This window comes from Bifidobacterium sp. ESL0819, assembly GCF_052606245.1.
Genome location: NZ_CP199587.1, coordinates 531,244 through 549,790, shown reverse-complemented (window position 1 = coordinate 549,790; position 18,547 = coordinate 531,244). Strand labels below are relative to the sequence as shown.

Annotated in this window: 16 protein-coding genes and 1 riboswitch; of the genes, 9 read left to right on the top strand and 7 right to left on the bottom strand. The window is 60.9% G+C overall.

Annotation, left to right across the window (positions count from 1 at the left end):
• Nucleotides 1–35 precede the first annotated feature (35 nt).
• Nucleotides 36–214: riboswitch (Lysine riboswitch) on the bottom strand.
• Nucleotides 215–303: 89 nt separating this feature from the next.
• Nucleotides 304–1,767: an amino acid permease gene (locus tag ACUIAD_RS02560; protein WP_445343598.1), complete on the bottom strand. Its 1,464-nt coding sequence runs from the start codon at nucleotides 1,765–1,767 to the stop codon at nucleotides 304–306.
• A 303-nt stretch (nucleotides 1,768–2,070) separates the two neighbouring features.
• Between ACUIAD_RS02560 and ACUIAD_RS02555 the strand changes: the two genes are divergently transcribed.
• The 8 genes from ACUIAD_RS02555 to ACUIAD_RS02520 all read left to right on the top strand — a co-directional run bounded on the left by ACUIAD_RS02555 (nucleotide 2,071) and on the right by ACUIAD_RS02520 (nucleotide 11,375).
• Nucleotides 2,071–3,561, top strand: a complete 1,491-nt coding sequence (locus tag ACUIAD_RS02555) for an amino acid permease (RefSeq protein ID WP_445343597.1) — start codon at nucleotides 2,071–2,073, stop codon at nucleotides 3,559–3,561.
• Nucleotides 3,562–3,721: 160 nt separating this feature from the next.
• Complete coding sequence (locus tag ACUIAD_RS02550; RefSeq protein ID WP_445343596.1) at nucleotides 3,722–5,536, top strand: FTR1 family iron permease; 1,815 nt, start codon at nucleotides 3,722–3,724, stop codon at nucleotides 5,534–5,536.
• On the top strand, nucleotides 5,533–6,153 hold the full coding sequence (locus ACUIAD_RS02545; RefSeq protein WP_445343595.1) for an iron transporter: 621 nt from the start codon (nucleotides 5,533–5,535) through the stop codon (nucleotides 6,151–6,153). The genes ACUIAD_RS02550 and ACUIAD_RS02545 overlap by 4 nt, the downstream gene beginning before the upstream one ends.
• A 13-nt stretch (nucleotides 6,154–6,166) precedes the next feature.
• Entirely contained in the window at nucleotides 6,167–7,441 is a 1,275-nt protein-coding gene (locus ACUIAD_RS02540; protein WP_445343594.1) for a Fe-S-containing protein, read from the top strand.
• A 21-nt stretch (nucleotides 7,442–7,462) separates the two neighbouring features.
• On the top strand, nucleotides 7,463–8,773 hold the full coding sequence (locus ACUIAD_RS02535) for an ABC transporter permease (RefSeq protein WP_445343593.1): 1,311 nt from the start codon (nucleotides 7,463–7,465) through the stop codon (nucleotides 8,771–8,773).
• A gap of 16 nt (nucleotides 8,774–8,789) precedes the next feature.
• Nucleotides 8,790–9,956 carry an ABC transporter permease gene (locus tag ACUIAD_RS02530; protein ID WP_445343782.1) on the top strand — a complete coding sequence of 389 codons (1,167 nt, stop codon included), beginning with the start codon at nucleotides 8,790–8,792 and terminating at the stop codon, nucleotides 9,954–9,956.
• Nucleotides 9,957–10,000: 44 nt separating this feature from the next.
• A complete protein-coding gene (locus ACUIAD_RS02525) occupies nucleotides 10,001–10,828 on the top strand; it encodes an ABC transporter ATP-binding protein (protein ID WP_445343781.1) in 828 nt (275 codons plus the stop codon).
• A gap of 1 nt (nucleotide 10,829) precedes the next feature.
• The gene (locus ACUIAD_RS02520; protein WP_445343592.1) at nucleotides 10,830–11,375 is read left to right on the top strand and encodes an FMN-binding protein; all 546 of its coding nucleotides are present in this window, start codon (nucleotides 10,830–10,832) and stop codon (nucleotides 11,373–11,375) included.
• 210 nt (nucleotides 11,376–11,585) lie between these two features.
• On the opposite strand, the gene ACUIAD_RS02515 is transcribed toward ACUIAD_RS02520, so the two are convergent.
• Nucleotides 11,586–12,875, bottom strand: coding sequence for a class I SAM-dependent methyltransferase (locus tag ACUIAD_RS02515; protein WP_110452844.1), 1,290 nt, complete (start codon nucleotides 12,873–12,875; stop codon nucleotides 11,586–11,588).
• 215 nt (nucleotides 12,876–13,090) lie between these two features.
• Here ACUIAD_RS02515 and ACUIAD_RS02510 point away from each other — a divergent pair, with 215 nt between their 5' ends.
• Nucleotides 13,091–13,501 (top strand): DUF4186 domain-containing protein, encoded by a 411-nt coding sequence (locus ACUIAD_RS02510; protein WP_445343591.1) that lies wholly within the window; start codon nucleotides 13,091–13,093, stop codon nucleotides 13,499–13,501.
• 9 nt (nucleotides 13,502–13,510) lie between these two features.
• Here the strand turns inward: ACUIAD_RS02510 and ACUIAD_RS02505 are convergent, their stop codons facing one another.
• The 5 genes from ACUIAD_RS02505 to ACUIAD_RS02485 form a co-directional block, all read right to left on the bottom strand.
• Entirely contained in the window at nucleotides 13,511–15,172 is a 1,662-nt protein-coding gene (locus ACUIAD_RS02505) for an MFS transporter (protein WP_110452842.1), read from the bottom strand.
• 164 nt (nucleotides 15,173–15,336) lie between these two features.
• The gene (locus ACUIAD_RS02500) at nucleotides 15,337–15,522 is read right to left on the bottom strand and encodes a hypothetical protein (RefSeq protein ID WP_445343590.1); all 186 of its coding nucleotides are present in this window, start codon (nucleotides 15,520–15,522) and stop codon (nucleotides 15,337–15,339) included.
• A gap of 349 nt (nucleotides 15,523–15,871) precedes the next feature.
• Complete coding sequence (locus tag ACUIAD_RS02495; protein ID WP_110452892.1) at nucleotides 15,872–16,765, bottom strand: 3-hydroxyacyl-CoA dehydrogenase; 894 nt, start codon at nucleotides 16,763–16,765, stop codon at nucleotides 15,872–15,874.
• Nucleotides 16,766–16,865: 100 nt separating this feature from the next.
• A complete protein-coding gene (locus ACUIAD_RS02490) occupies nucleotides 16,866–17,759 on the bottom strand; it encodes a 3-hydroxyacyl-CoA dehydrogenase (RefSeq protein ID WP_445343589.1) in 894 nt (297 codons plus the stop codon).
• A 290-nt stretch (nucleotides 17,760–18,049) separates the two neighbouring features.
• On the bottom strand, nucleotides 18,050–18,448 hold the full coding sequence (locus tag ACUIAD_RS02485) for a VOC family protein (RefSeq protein WP_181414522.1): 399 nt from the start codon (nucleotides 18,446–18,448) through the stop codon (nucleotides 18,050–18,052).
• Nucleotides 18,449–18,547: the final 99 nt, after the last annotated feature.

Here is an 18,547-nt window from a genome sequence, read left to right as displayed (position 1 = left end):
TCACACGGAAGCCAGGTGGCTTGCCTGTCCGTGACACTGTACATAGCGCTCCGCAACCTCGGGTTGCGACAGTCCCGGACCTGTTCGACCCGGGCCCAACGGAGCGGATGGGCGGATCCGAACCGTTTCGGCCGGACCTCCTTTCGCTGGGCATGCACGACACCGCACTGTCTGTTCCCAGTTACTGATAGGTTCGGCGACCTCTTCAGTGGCTTTGCAATTACGGGTAAGCATAGAGTGGTTCTCAGACAAGACTCAAACGGCTTCCCTGTCTTCGATGACGATTGGTGAGGTCTGCTTATATCACTGCCGTGCTTGTCGCTGGGTCAGCTGGTAGGCCACCAGGAGGACGATCAGCCAGATGGGCCCGGCGATAACGGCCACTCGGTAGCTGGACGAGAAGCACATGAGCACTACGATCATGGCCAGAAAGGCCAGGACCGCCCAGGGAGTCACCCGGGCAAAGGGCAGCTTGAAGTGCAGGGCGTTCAGCGCGCTTTCGCCGGTCTTGTCCGCCAGGTCGCCGGGGCCCTCGCCACGGGCGACAGCACGCCGGAAGAGCATCTCGGTCACCATGATCATGGACCAGTTGATGATGGCCGAGATCGTGGCGATGCTCATCAGGTAGTTGAAGGCGAACTGTGGCCAGCGGAAGACCACGACCACGGCCAGGGCGATGATGCAGGCCGAGGTCAGCACTCCTGCGTAGGGCACGCCTCCCTTGGACAGCCGTCCCAGATACTTAGGAGCATTGCCCTGCCGAGCCAGGGAGAAGAGCATGCGGGAGTTGGAGTAGAGGGCCGAGTTGTAAACGCTCATGACCGCTGTCAGACAGACGAAGTTGAGGATGCCTGCGGCTGCGTGGACTCCGACTGAGTCGAAGATCTGGACGAAGGGGCTGATGACCATGCCTTGGGCGTTGGGCTTGCCGATGGCATTCCAGGGAACCACGGCCATGATCACCCCAAGCGTCAGGATGTAGAAGACCAGAATCCTCCAGATGATGGCGTTAGTGGCCTTGGGGATGGTCCGGCGCGGATCGGAGGCCTCTCCGGCGGTGATGCCGATGAGCTCGGTGCCGCCGAAGCTGAACATGACCACCGCCAGCGACATGAGCAGACCGGTCCACTGGCCGTTGGACCCGTGACGCATGAGTCCGTTGGGCATGAATCCGCCGCCTACGGTGAACCAGTTGGCGAAGGAGGCCCGCAGGCCGTTGGCCGTGGGCAGGGCCATGACCACGACGGCCAGGCCGCCTATGATCATGGCAATGATGGCCGCTATCTTGATGATGGCGAACCAAAACTCGAACTCGCCGAACTTGCTGACTCCCATCAGGTTGGCGGCCGTGATGACCACCAGGAAGAAGGCTGCGGATACCCATGCGGGTATTGCCGGGAACCAGAAGTTGACGAAGGTGCCTACCACGGAGAGCTCGACCATGGACACCAGCACATAGTTCATCCAGTAGTTCCATCCCGACACAAAGCCCGCCCGCTTGGACCAGTAGCGGGTGGCGTAGTAGCTGAAAGCGCCGGACTTGGGGTCTTCCACACTCATTTCGCTCATGGCTCTGACGATCATGAAGATGGCCAAACCGCCTATCAGATAGGCGATGATGATGGCCGGCCCTGCCAATGAGATGGATTCCCCGGACCCGTAGAAGAGTCCCGTTCCGATGGCGCCGCCCAGCGAGATGAGCTGGATGTGCCTGTTCTTCAGGGTTTTGCGCAGGTCCTTGCTCTGCGACTCCTTGGGTTGATCCATGGGGATGTCATTCCTTAGATGGTGGTAGTTGTCAGCTGAATATGGCCGGCTGACAGGGCCAACCCTATCGGAGTCGTTTGAGCTGGATGACCATGCCTTTGCATTGTGGAATAGAGGCGTCCGCCATATGAGACAGTCAATTCACAGAATGGTGACTGTCTGGTCCTACCATGGGCGTCGGTGCCTGCCGTCTGTTCCCGGTTATCGGCACCTCTGTGATATTGCTGTCCTACCGGCCTCGATGGGCGTCCCTTGCTGGCTGGCGATAATAAATGGGTTGTGAAGACAAGGAGGTGCAGTCAGATGAATCGTAAGGCCAATGGCCCTTCGGCACAGCAGAATCAAGGTGACGGCACCTCGGCAGGCGACGGCATGGAACGCGGTCTGAGCAACCGTCATGTGCAGTTCATCGCCATCGGCGGCACCATCGGCACCGGGCTCTTCCTGGGGTCGGGCAAGTCCATAGCGCTGACCGGACCCTCCATCATTCTGGTCTACATCGGGGTGGGGCTGATCATGTACCTGCTCATGCGGGCCATCGGCGAGCTCATGTATCGCAGTCCTGTCCAGCACACCTTCATCGCCTTCATCAGTCGCTACCTGGGCCAGGGTTGGGGATCCTTCGCAGGCTGGTCCTACTGGATCGTGCTCATCCTGATCGGCATGTCCGAGCTGACTGCCGTGGGCACCTACTTCGTCACTTTCTTCGGCACCTTCGGCATTGATCTGAGCGCCTGGCGGGGGCTGATCGAGCTGTGCTTCCTGGCAGCCATGGTGTGTGTCAACCTGATTGCCGTGCGGGTCTTCGGGGAGACCGAGTTCTGGTTCTCCATGATCAAGATCACCCTGATCCTGGCCATGATTGCCACGGCCGTGGTCATGGTCATCACCGGATTCCACTATCCGGCGGTTCACATGCCGGGACAGGATCGGATCAGCCCGGCCGGCCATGCGGGCCTGGACAACATCACCACCGGTCTGAGCCTGGCGCCCAACGGGTGGATGGCCTTCTTCATGAGCTTCCAGATGGTCTTCTTCGCCTACGAGATGATCGAATTCGTGGGAGTGACCGTCTCCGAGACCCAGAATCCCCGCAAGGTCCTGCCCAAGGCCATCAACCAGATCATCCTGAGGGTGTTGATCTTCTATGTGGGCGCCTTGATCGCCATCATGCTGATCGTGCCCTGGCGCTCCTTCCGCCCCAACGCCGACGGCAGCTTCACCTCGCCATTCGTCATGGTCTTCCGTTACGCCGGCGTCGACTGGGCGGCTGCTCTGGTCTTCTTCGTGGTCATCACCGCAGCCAGCTCCTCGCTGAACTCCCTGCTCTATTCCGCTGGCCGCAACCTCTTCCAGCTGGCCGGCGTCGGCCGCTCTCCAGTAATGCGCAGCCTGCATACGATTTCGCGCCGCGGCAAAGTGCCCGCCAGGGCCATCGTCCTTTCCGGAGCGCTGATCCTCCTGTCCCCCCTGCTGCATCTGCTGCCTGGCTTCGAAGACACCTTCGTCCTGTTCACCTCCTGCTCCAGCGCGGTCATAATCTTCATCTACATCCTGACCCTGCTTGCTCACCGCCGCTACCGGACCAGCCCGGACTTCATGCCTGACGGGTTTATCATGCCGGCCTATCGGGTGACAGGAACGGTTGCCATCGTCTTCTTCATCCTGATCTACCTATCCCTCTTCCTGGCTTCCGATACCCGGTATCCGGCCATACTGGGATTGGTCTGGCTGTTGGTCTTCGGTGGCATTTGCCTGTGGAAGCATCGGGGCGAGACGACGCTGGCCGACTGATTCTGGCTTGGGCGAGAGCGAATTATATGGCCTGTTGAGGCAATAAACAAGTCTGGTTTTCATATTGTGCTTGGGCTAGATTGTTTTTCGGTAGCTGTCAAATCGACCTTCGTTGCTCTTAGGTTCGATGACGAGGCACTGACGAAGGAGATCATCGCCTATGGTTGCACAGGTCGGCAGGACACGGGCTGCCAAGGTCGCTGGCTCCCTGTTCTCATGCCTGCTCCTGGCCCTGGTGTTCCTGGTTCTGCAGACCCCGCAGTCGGCCATGGCGGCGAGCGGAGCCACGGATTACGACAGTTGGGCTCAGGTGGCCAGCTCCGTGTCTCGCCAGCTGGACCGAGGGTGTGAGGACTATGCTCGTGGGGATCGCGCCGGAGCCGCCTCGCAATTCATGGGAGCCTACAACGTAGGTTACGTGGGCTCAGGATTCGTCTCGGTCGTGGAGTCGACCTTAGGCCAGGACAGGCGTAACGCTCTGGACGGCCAGTTCCAGGCCCTGCAGAATCAGGCCTATGCCCCGGATGCCGGGCAGGCTCTTATTCAGGGCAGTGAAAAGCTCAAGGCCGATCTGGCTGTTGCGTCCACCCAGCTGGATGCCACCGCAGGACTGGCCAATCCCCGGACCTACGCCAAGGCTCAGCAGGAGCAGATCAAGGCGGATCGTCAACGGCTGGATGCAGCCAAGAAGCATCGGAACAATGGCAAGGGCGACCGGACCTGGACCCAGGTGGCCCATGAGATGACGCCGATTCTCGATCAGGCGCTCGCCCAGGCTTCCAAGGGACAGGGCCAGGCGGGATCCGATCTGGTCAACAAGGCCTATTACCAGTATTACGAAAAGCTGGGCTTCGAAAAGAACGTCATGAACGCCATCAGCGGCAACAGGGTCTCTCAGGTGGAATATCAGTTCAAGGAGACCCGGATGGCCATGGTGGCGGGCAAGCCGGCCAAGACCCTGGTGAACGACCTCAAGAGCATGCTGATTGAAGACGCGGCCACTCTGGACGGAGGCGCCGCGGACCATGTCAACGGGTGGACGACCTTCCTGACCTCCGCCTTCGGCCAGGCCTTTGTGGTTCTGCTGAGGGAGGGGCTGGAGGCCATCCTGGTGGTGGCGGCCATCATTGCCTACCTGGTCAAGTCCGGCCATAAAGACAAAGTTCGGCACATCTACTGGGGCATTGCAGCGGGCCTCGTGGCCAGCGGGCTGGTGGCCCTGCTTTTCACTTTGCTCTTCAACGGGAATGGTCCCCAGCAGGAGATCCTGGAGGGCGTGGTGGCCCTGGTAGCCATGCTCATGCTGCTCTATACCAGCAATTGGATGCTGTCCAAGTCCTCTGTGGAATCCTGGAACCACTACATCCGAAGCCGGACAGTGGCTGCCATCTCGAAGGGCAGCGTTATCTCCCTGGCCCTGCTCTCCTTCCTAGCGGTCTTCCGGGAGGGGGCTGAGACGGTCATGTTCTACCAGGCCATCTTCGCCATGGCTCCGGGCGGCAGACGGGAGATCTGGACCGGTTTTGCGGCTGCCGCCGTAGTGCTGGTCATCGTCTTCGTGCTCATCCGTTTCACGTCGGTCAAAATTCCCATCCGGCCTTTCTTTATCATCACCAGTCTGCTCATGGCGGTCATGGTGGTCATCTTCGCCGGGGGCGGCGTCCATGCCCTGATCGAGGGTGACCTGGTGCCGGCCACCTACCTGCCCGGGGTGCCCACCAGCGATTGGATCGGGCTGTATCCCTACACGCAGACCATCGGCGCTCAAATCCTGGCAGCCCTGGTCGTGGTCGTGCTGGCAATTGTGTCGACCCGCCGCCTGCACAAGCAGGAGCAATCGCGGTCGAATCAGGACTCCGGCGGGCCCCCGTCGGCAGCCGTCCATCAGACGGAAGCCGATCAGGCCGTCGAAGGGGCTGTGCCCTCCGAGGTCACGGCATCTATGCAAACACCAAAAAGCGAAGGACAATCATGAGGAAGAGACAATTGACCGCCCTGGTCGCGCTGGTGCTCTCAGGCACTCTGGCCTTGGCGGGGTGCGGCTCCAGCGGGTCAGGCACCCGTGAGGCCCCCGCGCCTGAGGCTTCCAGCAGCTCCCAGTCTGATGGCAAGGGGGCTGGATTCGAGGAGATTCCCATCCCGCCGGACGATCAGCAGAAGGGTCCTCTGAACATCGGCACAGTCTTCTTCCAGCCCATCGACATGGAGCCCGCATCCATGGGTCTGAAGGCGGCCGATGCCAGCCTGCATCTGGAGGCTGATATTCACGCCCTGCCCAACAACAACCTGGGCTATGCCAAGGGCGAGTTCATTCCGGATCTGACCGTCAACTACACCATCCAGAACAAGGATGACCCCAACGACAAGCAGTCCGGCACCTTCATGCAGATGAACGCCTCGGATGGCCCGCATTACGGGGCCAACATCAAGATGGAGAAGGCCGGATCCTACAAGCTGACCTATTCTATTGATTCCCCGGAGAAGAAGGGTTGGATGCTGCACGTCGACCCGGAGACCGGCGTGAAGGGTCACTTCTGGACCGAGCCTATCGTGGTCAGCTGGGACTGGGACTACACGCCCCACCAGTGGTAAGCTGCTATGCACCATGCTTGAGCAATTTGTCACGGTGTTGCCGGGGACGCTGGCTCCGGCCCTCCTGGTCATGGTTTTCAGCGTGCTTCTAGGGGTGGGCGAGGGCCGCGATCGGCCCCGTTCCTCCTCCTGGCGACTGATTGGCCTGGGGGTCGGCGTGCTGGGGGCGCTGGTCTTTGCCCTCCTGCGCGCCACCGTGATTATTAACCGCCGGACCATGGTCAACTACCCGACCCTGATAGCTTGCGTTCTGGCTGATCTGGCGGCCATTGCGGTGGTGCTGGCTGCCGACCGGCTGGTTGCGGACAGGCATCGCCGCCCCTGGGCCATGGATCTGGCTAACGGCTTGGCGGCCCTGGCCATAGCCCTGACGACCTTCCGAGCCCTGCCCGATGTCATTCTGCAGCTTACGGCCTTTGTAGAGCCGGGGGAGCCTGTGCTGACCTCGGCCATGCTCCTGCGCGCCCTGGGCTTCCTGCTCGGTCTGGCCGCCGCTGTGACGGTGGCTGCCATTCTGAGGACCATGCGTAACTCCTGCCCCCGGATAGCCTTCCTCCTGGCCGCCCTGCTCATGGTGGTCCTGCTGCTGGTCCGGCACGGCGTAGCCCTGGTGGCCCTGATGCAGACCACCGGCCTGATTCTTCTGCACGGCTGGGCTTTCCGGGTCATGGCCCTGGGATACAACGCCGACCTGATCCTGGTTCTTGCCCAGGTTCTGGTCTTCATCATTCCAGTCCTGGCCTGCCTGGCTGCAGGCTGGCACATGCCGGTGACCGGAGCCTCCACAGCCGACGATCGCAGCCACCGTGCCTTCCGCCGAAGGGCCTTGGCGTCGGCGGTCTGGAGTCTGGTGGCCATGATCGGCGTCACCCTGGCTCTGACCGTGGGAACGGCCAAGGCTTACCAGGTGCCCGTGCTCTCGCCTCCGGAGCGGTACTCCCTGACTGCCGATACGGCTACCATACGTTTCTCCCAGGTGGAGGATGGACACCTGCATCGATTCAGCTACCGGGCCAAGGACGGCACCGAGATGCGCTTTATCATCATCCGCAAGAATGGCGCGGCCTATGGTGTCGGTCTGGATGCCTGCGAGAACTGCGGGGATGCGGGCTACTACGAAAAAGACGGCAAGATCATCTGCAAGAAGTGCGACGTAGCCATCAACCTGGCCACCATCGGGTTCAAGGGCGGCTGCAATCCCGTCCCTCTGCCCTACAAGACCGGCCGGGGCGCCATACTGATCAGCACCGCCGATCTGGATGCTCTGTCATCGCACTTCAAGAGCTGAGAGAGGGAGGGAGCGGTTGGTATGTTCTTCATGCGAATGATGCTGCGGTCATTCAGCCGCCAGTTCGGGCGAAGAATGCTCATCGCCGTCACAGTCTGCCTGTCGGCCTGCGTGGCTACGGCCATGCTGGGGGTGGTCTTCGACGTAGGCGACAAGCTCAACGCGGAGCTGTCCACTTATGGATCCAACATCACGGTCCAGGCCAAGGCGGATGCCGTGGTCTCCGACCTCTACGGCGACCAGGGGGGCGGCTCCTCGGCCGACGAGTCCACGCCCACCGCTTTCCTCAAGGAGTCCCAGGTGCCCAAGATCAAGACCATCTTCTGGGCCTACAACATCACCGACTTCGCTCCGCGACTGGACCTTCGCGGCACCGTGGACCAGGTAGGCGCCCCCTTGGTGGGCACCTGGTTCGGTCGGACCGTCAAGGTGGACAGCGGCGAGAGCAGCACCGCAGGTCTGAAAGGTCTTCGGCCCTGGTGGAAGGTTCAAGGCCGTTGGCCCAAGGACGAGGCTGGGCCCGGCGGCAGGACCGAAGCCATGATGGGCAAAGAACTGGCTGCACGGCTGGGCGGCCGTCAGGTTGGCGACCAGGTCAAGGTCGACCTGGGTGATCAACAGCGGACCGTCACCATTGTGGGTATCTTCGACTCCGGTGATGCTGATGCCGCCTCCCTCTACCTGCCCACCAAGCCATTGCAGGAGATGTCTGGTCTGACCGATCAGATCGACCAGGTGGAGGTCAAGGCTCTGACTACGCCCGAGAACGACCTGGCCCGCAAGGCCGCACGAAACCCTGCTGCCCTCTCCCAGGACGAATGGGAAACCTGGTATTGCACGGCTTACCCCTCATCCATCGCCTACCAGATCGAAGAGGCCATCCCCGGATCCATGGCCAAGCAGGTCAGACAGGTGGCAGCCCTGCAGGGCGACGTTCTGCAGAAGACCCAGGCGGTCATGATCCTGATGACTGTGCTCAGCCTGCTGGCGGCAGCCATAGCCGTGGCCAACCTGATGGCCTCCTCCATAAGCGAGCGCTCCTCGGAGTTCGCCCTGCTCAAGGCCTTGGGCGCCACCGACGGGGCTGTGTCCAGACTGGTGCTGGCCGAGACGGCCCTGATCGCCCTGGCCGGGGCTCTGGTCGGCGCCCTGCTGGGCTCTGGAGTGGCTCAGATCGTAGGCAGGGTGGTCTTCGGCTCGGGCATTACCATGAGGCCCATGGTCTTTGTGCTGGTCTTCGTGCTGCTGGCCCTGACCGTGCTGCTGGCATCCATCTCGTCCATCAGATCGATTCTGCGGCTTCGGCCGGCGGAGGTGCTTCATGGCCGCTGATCGCCATAAGAGCCATATGACCAATACCCGCATGTTCCTGACTATGCTCTTCGGGGCTGTCTTTCGTCGCCGGGGACGGGCCCTGATGGCCGTAGTGGCCTCCTTGGTCGGTGCGGCCACCCTCTTCTGCCTGGCGGCGGTCTGCATCGAGGCCCCTAGGCAGATCAATCAGGAGATGCGCTCCTACGGAGCCAACCTGGTCGTCTCGCCCATTCAGGGGAGCAATCGGTCCGGGTCCGGCATCGAGCAAGGCATGGTGGACCATACTACCCATATGGTGACCGCCAAGGCCCCAGCCCGGTACGCTACCTATCGATATGAGACGGTGCAGGTCAATGCCGGCGCCCGCGTGATGGCCGGCATCCATCCCGACCAGGTGCGTCAGCTCAACCGTCACTGGAGCGTGGAGGGTTCCTGGCCCCGGCCCGGTTCGGTCATGGTGGGGCGGGACCTGGCTGATTCGCTAGGGCTGACCACCGGCCAGCAGATGACCATCGGCTACCCCGCCGGACAGGTCACCATCACAGGCAAGGCCGGAGGCCAGGGCCGTGACTTTCGAGTGGGGGGCATTGTCGATACCGGCGGCTCCGAGGATCGGATCATCTACGCCGACCTGTCTGATCTGGAGCTCCTGACCGGGGACAAGAGGGGTACCGATGTTATCGAATACTCGGTCAACACCATGACGTCTGGCCTAAAGACCATCGCCAACGACATCAACGACATGACCTCCATGGGGGTCAAAGCCAGGCCGGTCACCAGGATCACAGCGGGCGACAGCCATACCATAGCCATGCTCCAGTCGCTTTTCTGGCTGGTCTCGGTGGTGGTGCTGGTCCTGACCTTTGTGGGCGTTGGGACCACCATGGCCTCCATCGTCTCCCAGCGGCGCAGCGAGATCGGCCTGCGCAAGGCCCTTGGCGCCTCCTCGCGGGGAATAGCCATGGAGTTTCTGGCAGAGTCGGCCTGCTATGGATTGGCAGGAGGACTGATCGGCACAGCCCTGGGCTATGGCTTTGCCCGGCTGCTCTGCCTGTCCGTCTTCCAGCGGCCGCTGGGATTCAACTGGTGGCTGGCCCTGGGCACGGTCCTGCTGAGCGTGGCCATATCCATGATCGCATCCATTCGGCCGGTCCTCCGGGCTTCGCGTATCGACCCGGCCCTGGTTCTGAGGGAGGAATGACAATGACGCAGGCAAAGGCGAGCGAGGGCCAGTCGGGCGGCGGCATGCTGCTGGATCTGGACCATGTTTCCAAGATCTACGGTGATCTGCATGCCCTGGACGACCTGAACCTGAGCGTCCCGCAAGGTCAATGGCTGGCCGTGGTGGGGTCCTCCGGCTCAGGCAAGACCACGCTGATGAACATTCTGGGCTGCATGGACACGCCCAGCCGTGGCTCGGTCCGTCTGCAGGGGCGACCGCTGGAGGACTTGAGCCAGTCCCAGCTGGCCGATGTGCGCAAGAACGTGATCGGCCTGGTCTTCCAGAAGTTCTACCTGGTCCCGCATCTGACCGCATTGGAGAATGTCATGGTGGCCCAGTACTACCATTCGGTGGTGGATGAGGACCAGGCCATGAAGGCCCTGGATCGGGTAGGTCTGGCGGATCGGGCCCGGCACCTGCCCAGCCAGCTTTCGGGCGGCGAGCAGCAGCGGGTCTGCGTGGCCCGGGCGCTGATCAACGAACCCAAGCTGATTCTGGCTGACGAGCCCACTGGCAACCTGGACGAGGCCAATGAGCGGATTGTGCTGGACCTCTTTCGGCAATTGCATGACCAGGGAACCTCCCTGATCGTGGTCACCCATGATGCTTTAGTGGCTTCATGCGCTCAGCGGGAGATCATGCTCAACCACGGTGTGCTGGCTGGCGAGCAATGGAATGATGAGGAGGCCAAGCGCGCCTACCTCGCAGCCGGAGGTCGGCCGGCCTTCAGCGGAGCTCCTGGCGATTCCGGGGACCAGGATATTCCGGTGGGCTTCCATGATCCCACTAAAATGGCCAAGACAGGCGGGTCTCTGCCGGGATCAGCCGCTGAATCAGAAGGAGGATGCTGAGATGGCCACAAGCAAGTCTCGTGGACTGGTTACGGCTTCGGCAACATTAGCGACGCTGGTGGCGGTCGGCTCCCTCCTAGGAGGTTGCGGAAGCCAGCAGGCCAAGCCCATGGACGACGAGTTCGCCGGATCAGGCGCCGAGGCCAGCTCTGCTCCAGAGTCGGGAGCCGGCGCTGTGGGCGAGGGCAATCCCACGGCTGTCTCCCGTGATGGACTGCCGACCGCTCCGGCTGATACGGGCAACTATCACGACGGCACCTACGCTCTGACGGGCAAGTACGGGCGTGACGGGGCTGACAGCATCGATGTGGATCTTGACCTGTCGGGAGGCCAGGTGAGCCGGGTCCAGGTCCAGGGGCATTCCGACTCGCCCATCTCGCGGGGCCATATGGAACGCTTCGCCCAGGCTGTGCCTGGCGTAGTCCAAGGGCGCCCGCTCAAGGACCTCAAGGTGGAAAAGGTGGCTGGGGCCAGCTGGACCTCGGACGCCTTCAACAAGGCCCTGGACCTTGCTCGGCTGGAGGCTTCGGCGGACAGGTCTTCCTGAAATCCAAACCGAAAGGCTGCTACGCCCAACGTTCGGCATTCGATGCCTTAGAGCGCCAACAGGCCGCTAAACTCTGCGATGGCGTGCTGTACGTACGAGTAGCAGGCTTTACGGGTGGCGGAAACAGAAGGGGCGAGGTTTCGACTCCCCACCCCTTTTCAGAGCTTTATGGCTTTATCGGCCGCGTAGCTATCGGTCGCCTCAGGCCAACTAGCGATCCCACCAAGGCCGCAGCGGGTAGGTGTCCGTGCCGGTCTCGGGATCGGGCTTGATGCACTGGAACTGGTGTATCTGAATGTTGTCGAGCTCGAAGTTGAGCCGTGCGCCGGCCATGTACAGGCCCCAGAGCCGTGCCTTCGGCGCGCCCACCATGGGCTTGGCCTGGTCCCAATGCTCCTGGAGGTTCTCGGTCCAGTGCTTGAGGGTCAGCGCATAGTGCTGACGCAGGTTCTCCTGGGTGATGACCTCGAAGCCGGTGTCCTGAATGGCCAGTTCGATCTCGGCCGGGCTGGCCAGCTCGCCGTCGGGGAAGATGTAGCGGTCAATGAAGCCGCCGGCCCTCTTGTGGTCGTGGGAGTTGGTGCGGGTGATCTGGTGGTTGAGCAGGATGCCGCCGGGGCGCAGCTTGTCCATCATCTCCTTGAAGTAGGAGGGGTACTGCTTGTAGCCCACATGCTCCATCATGCCGATGGAGCAGATTCCGTCGAATCCGGACTCAGGAACGTCGCGGTAGTCCATCAGCCTGACCTCGGCCAGATCCTGCAGACCCTCCTGGCGGATCCAGTTCTGGGCCCATTCGACCTGCTCCTCGGCCAGAGTTACACCGATGACGTGAATGCCGCGGCGGGCCGCCGCGATCTCCATGGAGCCCCAGCCACAGCCCACGTCCAGCAGACGGTCGCCCTTGTTCAGGCGCATCTTGTCCAAGACCATGTTGAGCTTGTGCCATTGAGCGTCCTCAAGGCTGTTGTCCGCCTTCTCGAAGACGGCGCAGGTGTAAGTCATGGAGGAGCCCAGGAAGAGCCGGTAGAAGTCGTTGGATTGGTCGTAATGGTAGCTGACTGTGGCTGCGTCCCCCCGGCGGGTGTGGGGGCGGATGCCTTCGGTCAGTCGCTTGGCCAGGGAGGGCCCCTCGATGGCCGGCGGCTCGGGTACGCGTACACCATGAGAGAAGACGGCCGCAGCTGCACGGGCCAGCTCCATCCTGCTGGGATGCTTGACGAAGTGCTTGAGGCCCATCAGCTCCTTGAGAACCTGGTAGGGGTTGCCCGGCAGCAGCTCTGGAGAGTCCAGATCGCCCTGCAGGTAGGCGCGGGCCAAGCCCAGGTCGTTAGGGTTCTCTGTGATGTAGTACATGGCACGGGAATTCTTGACTTCCAGATGCAGCGGCGCTTGCTCCTGCCCGAAGACCGACCCGTCAAAGGCGGTCACCTGCACAGGCGCGTCAGGGGTGAGGAAGAGCCCGATCATCTCGGCTACAGTCATCTTGCTTTTGGCCATGAAGCCCCCTTGTTCGTGACCCGGGCATGACAGATCATGGCGGGTCTGATAGTTGATGAATATAGGTACTGTCTTCACATTACCCCCGACACTGGTCCCTGTTGGTGCCATGTTCGGTGAATTATTCCGCATGGGAAACCTTGATCGGGTACAGACTCTTTGGTAAGGCTGAACGAGGATCCCAGAGGGAATCCGAACACGGAGGCGACCAGGGAATGACCGGCAGCGGTTCAGCGATAAACAGTGCGGATGAAGCTTGGACTCAGGACACTCTTGCCAGATTGGGACATTCACGCTTTCGGGCTGGATTCTCTCTATCGGCCAAGGATCGCGCCTATGCTCGCGCCAAGGGCAGGGATACCATCGACCGCCATGCCCATGAGATGCTGGCCAAGCGTGTGGGGCCTGCTCATCCGCTCAAGGATGGCAAACAGACCCCCTACCGTGGGCATCCGGTCTTCACGGCCCAGCATGCCACAGCAACCTGCTGCCGGGGGTGCATTGAGCGCTGGCATCACATTCCGCGCGGCCGGGCTCTGACCGATGCAGAGGTTGATGTCCTGGCCAGGCTGGTCATGGCTTGGATCGAGCGCGACCTAGTCAGCCATCCGATCCACCCGGCCTGATAGCGCTCACTATTTCTTCTTCTTAGCGCCTGTGCGGGAAAGGCCCAGAAGCTTGCGCGCCTCAGTAGCCAGCTTTTTCGGTGTCTTGCGCACGCCGCTCTCTTCGGCGTCCTTGATGATGGTCTTCACATCCAGATCGGGGTTGCGGTCCTGTGTGGCCACCAGGTCGCGCGCCTCCTGACGATTGAGCACGGTGGGCAGGGTGCCGGGCATGGGGCGCCGGGCGGTCTCCGCCAGGAAGAGCACAGTGATCAGTCCGCAGGTCGAGGTGAACATAATCCAGTAGGCAGGTGCCAGAGACTTGCCGGTCGCAGTTACCAGACCCTCCATAATGACAGGCGCAGTGCCGCCGAAGACGGCCACAGCCAGGTTGTATGACAGTCCCATGCCGCCGTAACGAGAGGCAGTGGGGAAGAGGGCAGGCAGGGTGGAGGCCAGGTTGGCTACGAAGAAGATGACCGGGATGGCCAGCAGAACCAGTCCGCCGAAGACGGCGCCAGTGGTCTCACGCTCCAGCAGGCGGAAGGCCGGCAGGGACAGGCACAGTCCGGTGAGCGCCCCCATGAATAGGACTTTCTTGCGCCCGAAGCGGTCGGACAGTGCTCCGGTGATGGGGATGCAGCAGGCCACCATGAGCAGGACCGGCAGGGAAAGCAGGTTGGCCTGGGCCGTGTTGTAGTGCAGGGTGCCCGACAGGTAGGTGGGCATGTAGGCGGTCAGCGTGTAGCTGAGGGTGTTTGCTGCAGCCACCAGGATGAAGGCCATGAGCAGTTCCCGCCAATAGCCCCGGATCAGGTCCAGCAGGCTCTTGTGCTGGCTCTTGGTTTTCTCGTCGCTGGCGTCCTGTGCCTGACGGAAGGCGGGGGTGTCCTGGACCTTGGCCCGGAAGTAGACCGCGATGGCGGCCAGTGGCAGTGCGATGATGAAGGGGATGCGCCAGCCCCATGACAGCATGGCCTGCGGGGAGATGGAGAACTCCAGCAGGGAAACCAACGCCGCCCCGAAGGCGTAGCCCAGATAGGATCCCACATCCAACAGGGAGGCGAAGAAGCCGCGATGTCGATCCGGTGAGTATTCGGTGACCATGGTCGAGGCCCCCGCATATTCGCCGCCTGTGGAGAAGCCTTGGATCAGCTTGAGCACGATGAGCAGAATGGGCGCTAGAGGGCCGACAACAGCATAGCTGGGCAGGAGGCCGATCAGCAGGGTGGCTGCGGACATGCTCAGCAGGGTGAAGGCTAGGATGCGCTGGCGACCGATCTTGTCGCCCAGCTGGCCCAGAACCACGCCGCCCAGGGGTCGGGCGACGAAAGTGACGGCGAAGACGCCCAGAGAGAAGAGCCGCTGTACGGCATCGGATGCGTCGGACAGGAAGACGCGGCCAATGGTCACTGCCAGGTAGCCGTAGACCCCCACGTCATACCATTCCATGAAGTTACCGACCACGGTGCCGGCGATGGCCCGTTTGAGTGTGGATCTGTCCACTACGTTGATATCGGTCAGATGCAGACGCTCGCTCCAGCCGCGATGCGGCCTGGGATTCTGCTTGCGGGCCTTGCGTTTTGCTGCCGCCTGCTGCTTCTTCAGTTGCTTGGCTGTCTGTCGATCACGCTGTTTCTGCTCGCGCTGGCCGCTCTTTTTTGCAGCCGAAATTTTATCGTCCTCTGCCATTGTTCCTTCTCCGGCCACTAGGCCGTTGTTCCTCTTTTCCGCCTTTGTGATTTCCCTATCTGCCTCTTCCTTTAGCGGTTTTCACAAAAATGTCATAAATACAAAGCTTACCACGCCCTCTGTTGTGGACTGCGAAAGGGCCATGCTCCAGACTCACAGCCCACTTAGCAGGCTTCGCTCCAGTCCTCGAGGAATCCGAGGTTCCGGTAGTCAGGATCAGGTGGATGGCAGACGCTCTGATCGGTCTCTTCTCTAAGCTCGTTCGGGAAGAGGCTGGGCTTGAGGATTGTCGTTCCAGCGTTGGCAGTGGATGCTGTAGGCGGTCCGAACGAGCGCTTGGGCGCGCTCACGAGCAGCATCAGGATCGTGTTAAATACTTAAGTCAGGCTGCTTCCTTTGCAGCTGGATGGGGACTATGTCAATCTGCCGGGCAAATGGAACGGTTCGGTTGTAGAGGCCCGGATCCGTCCGATCGTTTCTCGTGATTTCAGCGGTTTTCCTCCGCTAGATTCAGTCGGCGTAATGCATGTTTAGGAATGTACCGGGTCGGCCGGTGTCGGGTGCCCAAGTCAATGTGCATCGTGAGGGCGGCTTCGTTTGAGCGTGCCGGATGAAAAACGGGCCCGCCCGTTGGGGGAGGCACGTCACGACGTGATCCCTTGGAACGGGTGGGCTCTGCTTGGTGAAAGAGCGGTCCTGTCAAGCTTTCAGGAAGTCAGGATCAGCAAAGGCGGGGTTAGGATAGGTGTAGAATCCTTGTCCCGAATCCTTGCCGGTCTTGCCCTCGTCCATCATCTTCTGGATCTTCTCCATGAAGGGCTTGAAGTCTGGGTTGTCGCCCTGCTGCTCCTTGGTGATGTTGAAAGCTGTCCGCAGCCCCACCACGTCAAAGATGGCAAAGGGTCCCATGGGGGCGCCCGTGCCGATCATCCAGGTCTTGTCCACGGTCTCTGGGTCTGCAATGTCGTGGCCCCAGAGGTGGGCGGCGGCGTTGAGCAGGGGAATGAGAAGGGTGTTCAGGACGTATCCGGGCTGCTCCTTCTTCAGGACGATGGGAACCATGCCGATTTCCTTGGCATAGTCCACGATTTCGTTGAAGACCCTGGGGTCAGTCTGCTCGGAGCCCATGATCTCTGCGGTGTTGTTCAGCCAGACCTGGTTGGCGAAGTGCATGTTCAGGAACTTGTCCGGCCTGCCCGTGTCGGGTGCGAAGGTGCTGGGTACGTAGGTGGACGAGTTGCTGGTGAAGATAGTATCCTCGGGTGCCAGTTTGGCCAGGCTCTGGTAGAAGTCGTGCTTGATGGAGGGCTTTTCGGGGACGGCTTCGATGACCAGATCGGCGTTCTTGACAGCCTCAGCCATGTCCGAGCTGTACGACATGTTGTTCAGGCCTGCATCGAACTGCTCGTCGGTGGCGTTAATGTCATGCTTGTAGGAATCGCGCAGGTTCTTGACGCGCTCCTCTGCCGCCGCTACAGCCTGGTCGTTGATGTCGTAGATCGTCACCTTCTTGCCTTTGAAGGCAGATTGATAGGCGATCTGGCTGCCAAGCACACCGCCGCCAGCAACCGTGACATTATGAATGTTCGTCATAGAAACCTCTTTCATTTGTGGTATCCATCCTTGGATACGCTCTTCTATAATAGAGTCAGGTCTTGGAAGGGCCTGGCTCACAGATGCGGCAGACAGACGATCAGGCCTTGAGGAAGTCCTCATCCTTGTAGCGCGGGTTCGGATAATCATAGAATCCATGGCCCGCGTCACTACCCGTCTTCCCCTCGTCGAGCATCTTCCGGACCTTCTCCAGGAAGGGCTTGAAGCCAGGGTCGTCGCCTTTCTGCTCCTCGATGATGTTGTAGATGGTCCGCAGGCCGACCGCATCATAGGCGCCGAAGGGGCCAACGGGCGAGCCAGTGCCGATCATCCAGGTCTTGTCGATGGTTTCAGGGTCTGCTATGTCATTGCCCCAGAGGTAGCCGGCATCCTCCAGGAAGGGGACCAGCAGGCTGTTGAGAATGTATCCGGGCTGCTCCCTATGGAGAGGGATGGGGACCATGCCGATTTCCTTGGCATAGTCCACGATTTCGTTGAAGATGTCGGGGTCGGTCTGGTCGGAGCCCATGATCTCGGCGGTGTTCATGCGCCATACGTGATTGGCGAAGTGAAGGCAAAGGAACTTAGCCGGACGACCGGTGTCGGCAGCATAGGTGCTGGGGACGTAGGTGGAGGAGTTGCTGGCGAAGATGGTCTTCTCGGGGGCTACCTTGGCCAGGCTCTGATAGAAGTTGTGCTTGATGGAGGGTTTCTCGGGGACGGCTTCGATGACCAGATCGGCGTTCTTGACGGCTTCAGCCAGGTCTGCGCTGTAGCTCAGATTATTCAGCCCTGCATCGAACTGCTCGTCGGTGGCGTTGATGTCCCGCTTGTAGAGGCCGCGACGGTTCTTGATCCGCTGCTCAGCTGCTGCAATGGCCTCATCGTTGATGTCGTAGACTGTGACTTTCTTGCCCTTGAATGCTGATTGGAAGGCGATCTGGCTGCCCAGCACCCCGCCGCCGGCCACCGTGACATTCTCAATGTTCGTCATGAGAAACTTCTTTCATTATCTGGCATCCTGCGTTGGACGCAATGCTCATTTTAGCGGAAAGACACAAGTCGAATAGCAAGGGGTTTTGTGCCTAAAACGGCTATTTTCTAAGGAAATTCAGGTGGGTTCAGTTCCTTGCCGGTCACAGATAAATGTGTCTTATTACTCACATGGGATTGCCCGTATGGGGCAGTCCTGCCAGAGCGCAGCATCCGGCAAGGTGCCATGCACATACTGCCTGCACGATTCGCGCGTCTGGGTGTGGCTTTTGCAGCTTATGCGGGTGGCATTCAGAGAATCTGGCAGAATTCGATGGTCTCCTGGTTGGGGCCAATGACGTTGAAGTAGCGGATTCCGCGCTGCCAGAAGGTGGGAATGGATTGGACGGAGTCCTCTCTGATGTTCAATCCCATCTCCAGGGCATGCTCGTAAGCCGCATCGATGTCTGGTGCATCCAGCGCCCAGTGGTTGATCGCTCCGGTGCGCATGGGCGCAGGCTCACCCTCCCAGGTTTCGATGGTCAAATGACCTAGGCGCAGGAAGGCGCAGCGGTTCTCGCCGTTGGGGTATATGCCGACCAGCTCGAACCCGAGTTTGTCGGTGTAAAAGTCGATGGTCTCGTCCAAGTCGCGGGCGATCATGCCCGAGTGCTGCAGATCTTTGGCATAGCCAGACATAGGTTTCATAATGGCCGCTCCCTTGGTGCCTTAAAGCTGTAACGCTTCCTGATGTCTACTCTAGACGGTTGGGCGTCCGGGCATATGAGGAGGGTGTTCAAAGGCACAAGG

What these genes read in the sequence shown, in the direction of transcription:
- ACUIAD_RS02545 (WP_445343595.1), top strand. Translation starts at nt 5,533, where the DNA reads ATGAGGAAGAGACAATTGACCGCCCTGGTCGCGCTGGTGCTCTCAGGC.
- ACUIAD_RS02535 (WP_445343593.1), top strand. Translation starts at nt 7,463, where the DNA reads ATGTTCTTCATGCGAATGATGCTGCGGTCATTCAGCCGCCAGTTCGGG.
- ACUIAD_RS02515 (WP_110452844.1), bottom strand. Translation starts at nt 12,875, where the DNA reads ATGGCCAAAAGCAAGATGACTGTAGCCGAGATGATCGGGCTCTTCCTC.
- ACUIAD_RS02510 (WP_445343591.1), top strand. Translation starts at nt 13,091, where the DNA reads ATGACCGGCAGCGGTTCAGCGATAAACAGTGCGGATGAAGCTTGGACT.
- ACUIAD_RS02525 (WP_445343781.1), top strand. Translation starts at nt 10,001, where the DNA reads ATGCTGCTGGATCTGGACCATGTTTCCAAGATCTACGGTGATCTGCAT.
- ACUIAD_RS02540 (WP_445343594.1), top strand. Translation starts at nt 6,167, where the DNA reads ATGCTTGAGCAATTTGTCACGGTGTTGCCGGGGACGCTGGCTCCGGCC.
- ACUIAD_RS02490 (WP_445343589.1), bottom strand. Translation starts at nt 17,759, where the DNA reads ATGACGAACATTGAGAATGTCACGGTGGCCGGCGGCGGGGTGCTGGGC.
- ACUIAD_RS02495 (WP_110452892.1), bottom strand. Translation starts at nt 16,765, where the DNA reads ATGACGAACATTCATAATGTCACGGTTGCTGGCGGCGGTGTGCTTGGC.
- ACUIAD_RS02520 (WP_445343592.1), top strand. Translation starts at nt 10,830, where the DNA reads ATGGCCACAAGCAAGTCTCGTGGACTGGTTACGGCTTCGGCAACATTA.
- ACUIAD_RS02560 (WP_445343598.1), bottom strand. Translation starts at nt 1,767, where the DNA reads ATGGATCAACCCAAGGAGTCGCAGAGCAAGGACCTGCGCAAAACCCTG.
- ACUIAD_RS02550 (WP_445343596.1), top strand. Translation starts at nt 3,722, where the DNA reads ATGGTTGCACAGGTCGGCAGGACACGGGCTGCCAAGGTCGCTGGCTCC.
- ACUIAD_RS02505 (WP_110452842.1), bottom strand. Translation starts at nt 15,172, where the DNA reads ATGGCAGAGGACGATAAAATTTCGGCTGCAAAAAAGAGCGGCCAGCGC.
- ACUIAD_RS02530 (WP_445343782.1), top strand. Translation starts at nt 8,790, where the DNA reads ATGACCAATACCCGCATGTTCCTGACTATGCTCTTCGGGGCTGTCTTT.
- ACUIAD_RS02555 (WP_445343597.1), top strand. Translation starts at nt 2,071, where the DNA reads ATGAATCGTAAGGCCAATGGCCCTTCGGCACAGCAGAATCAAGGTGAC.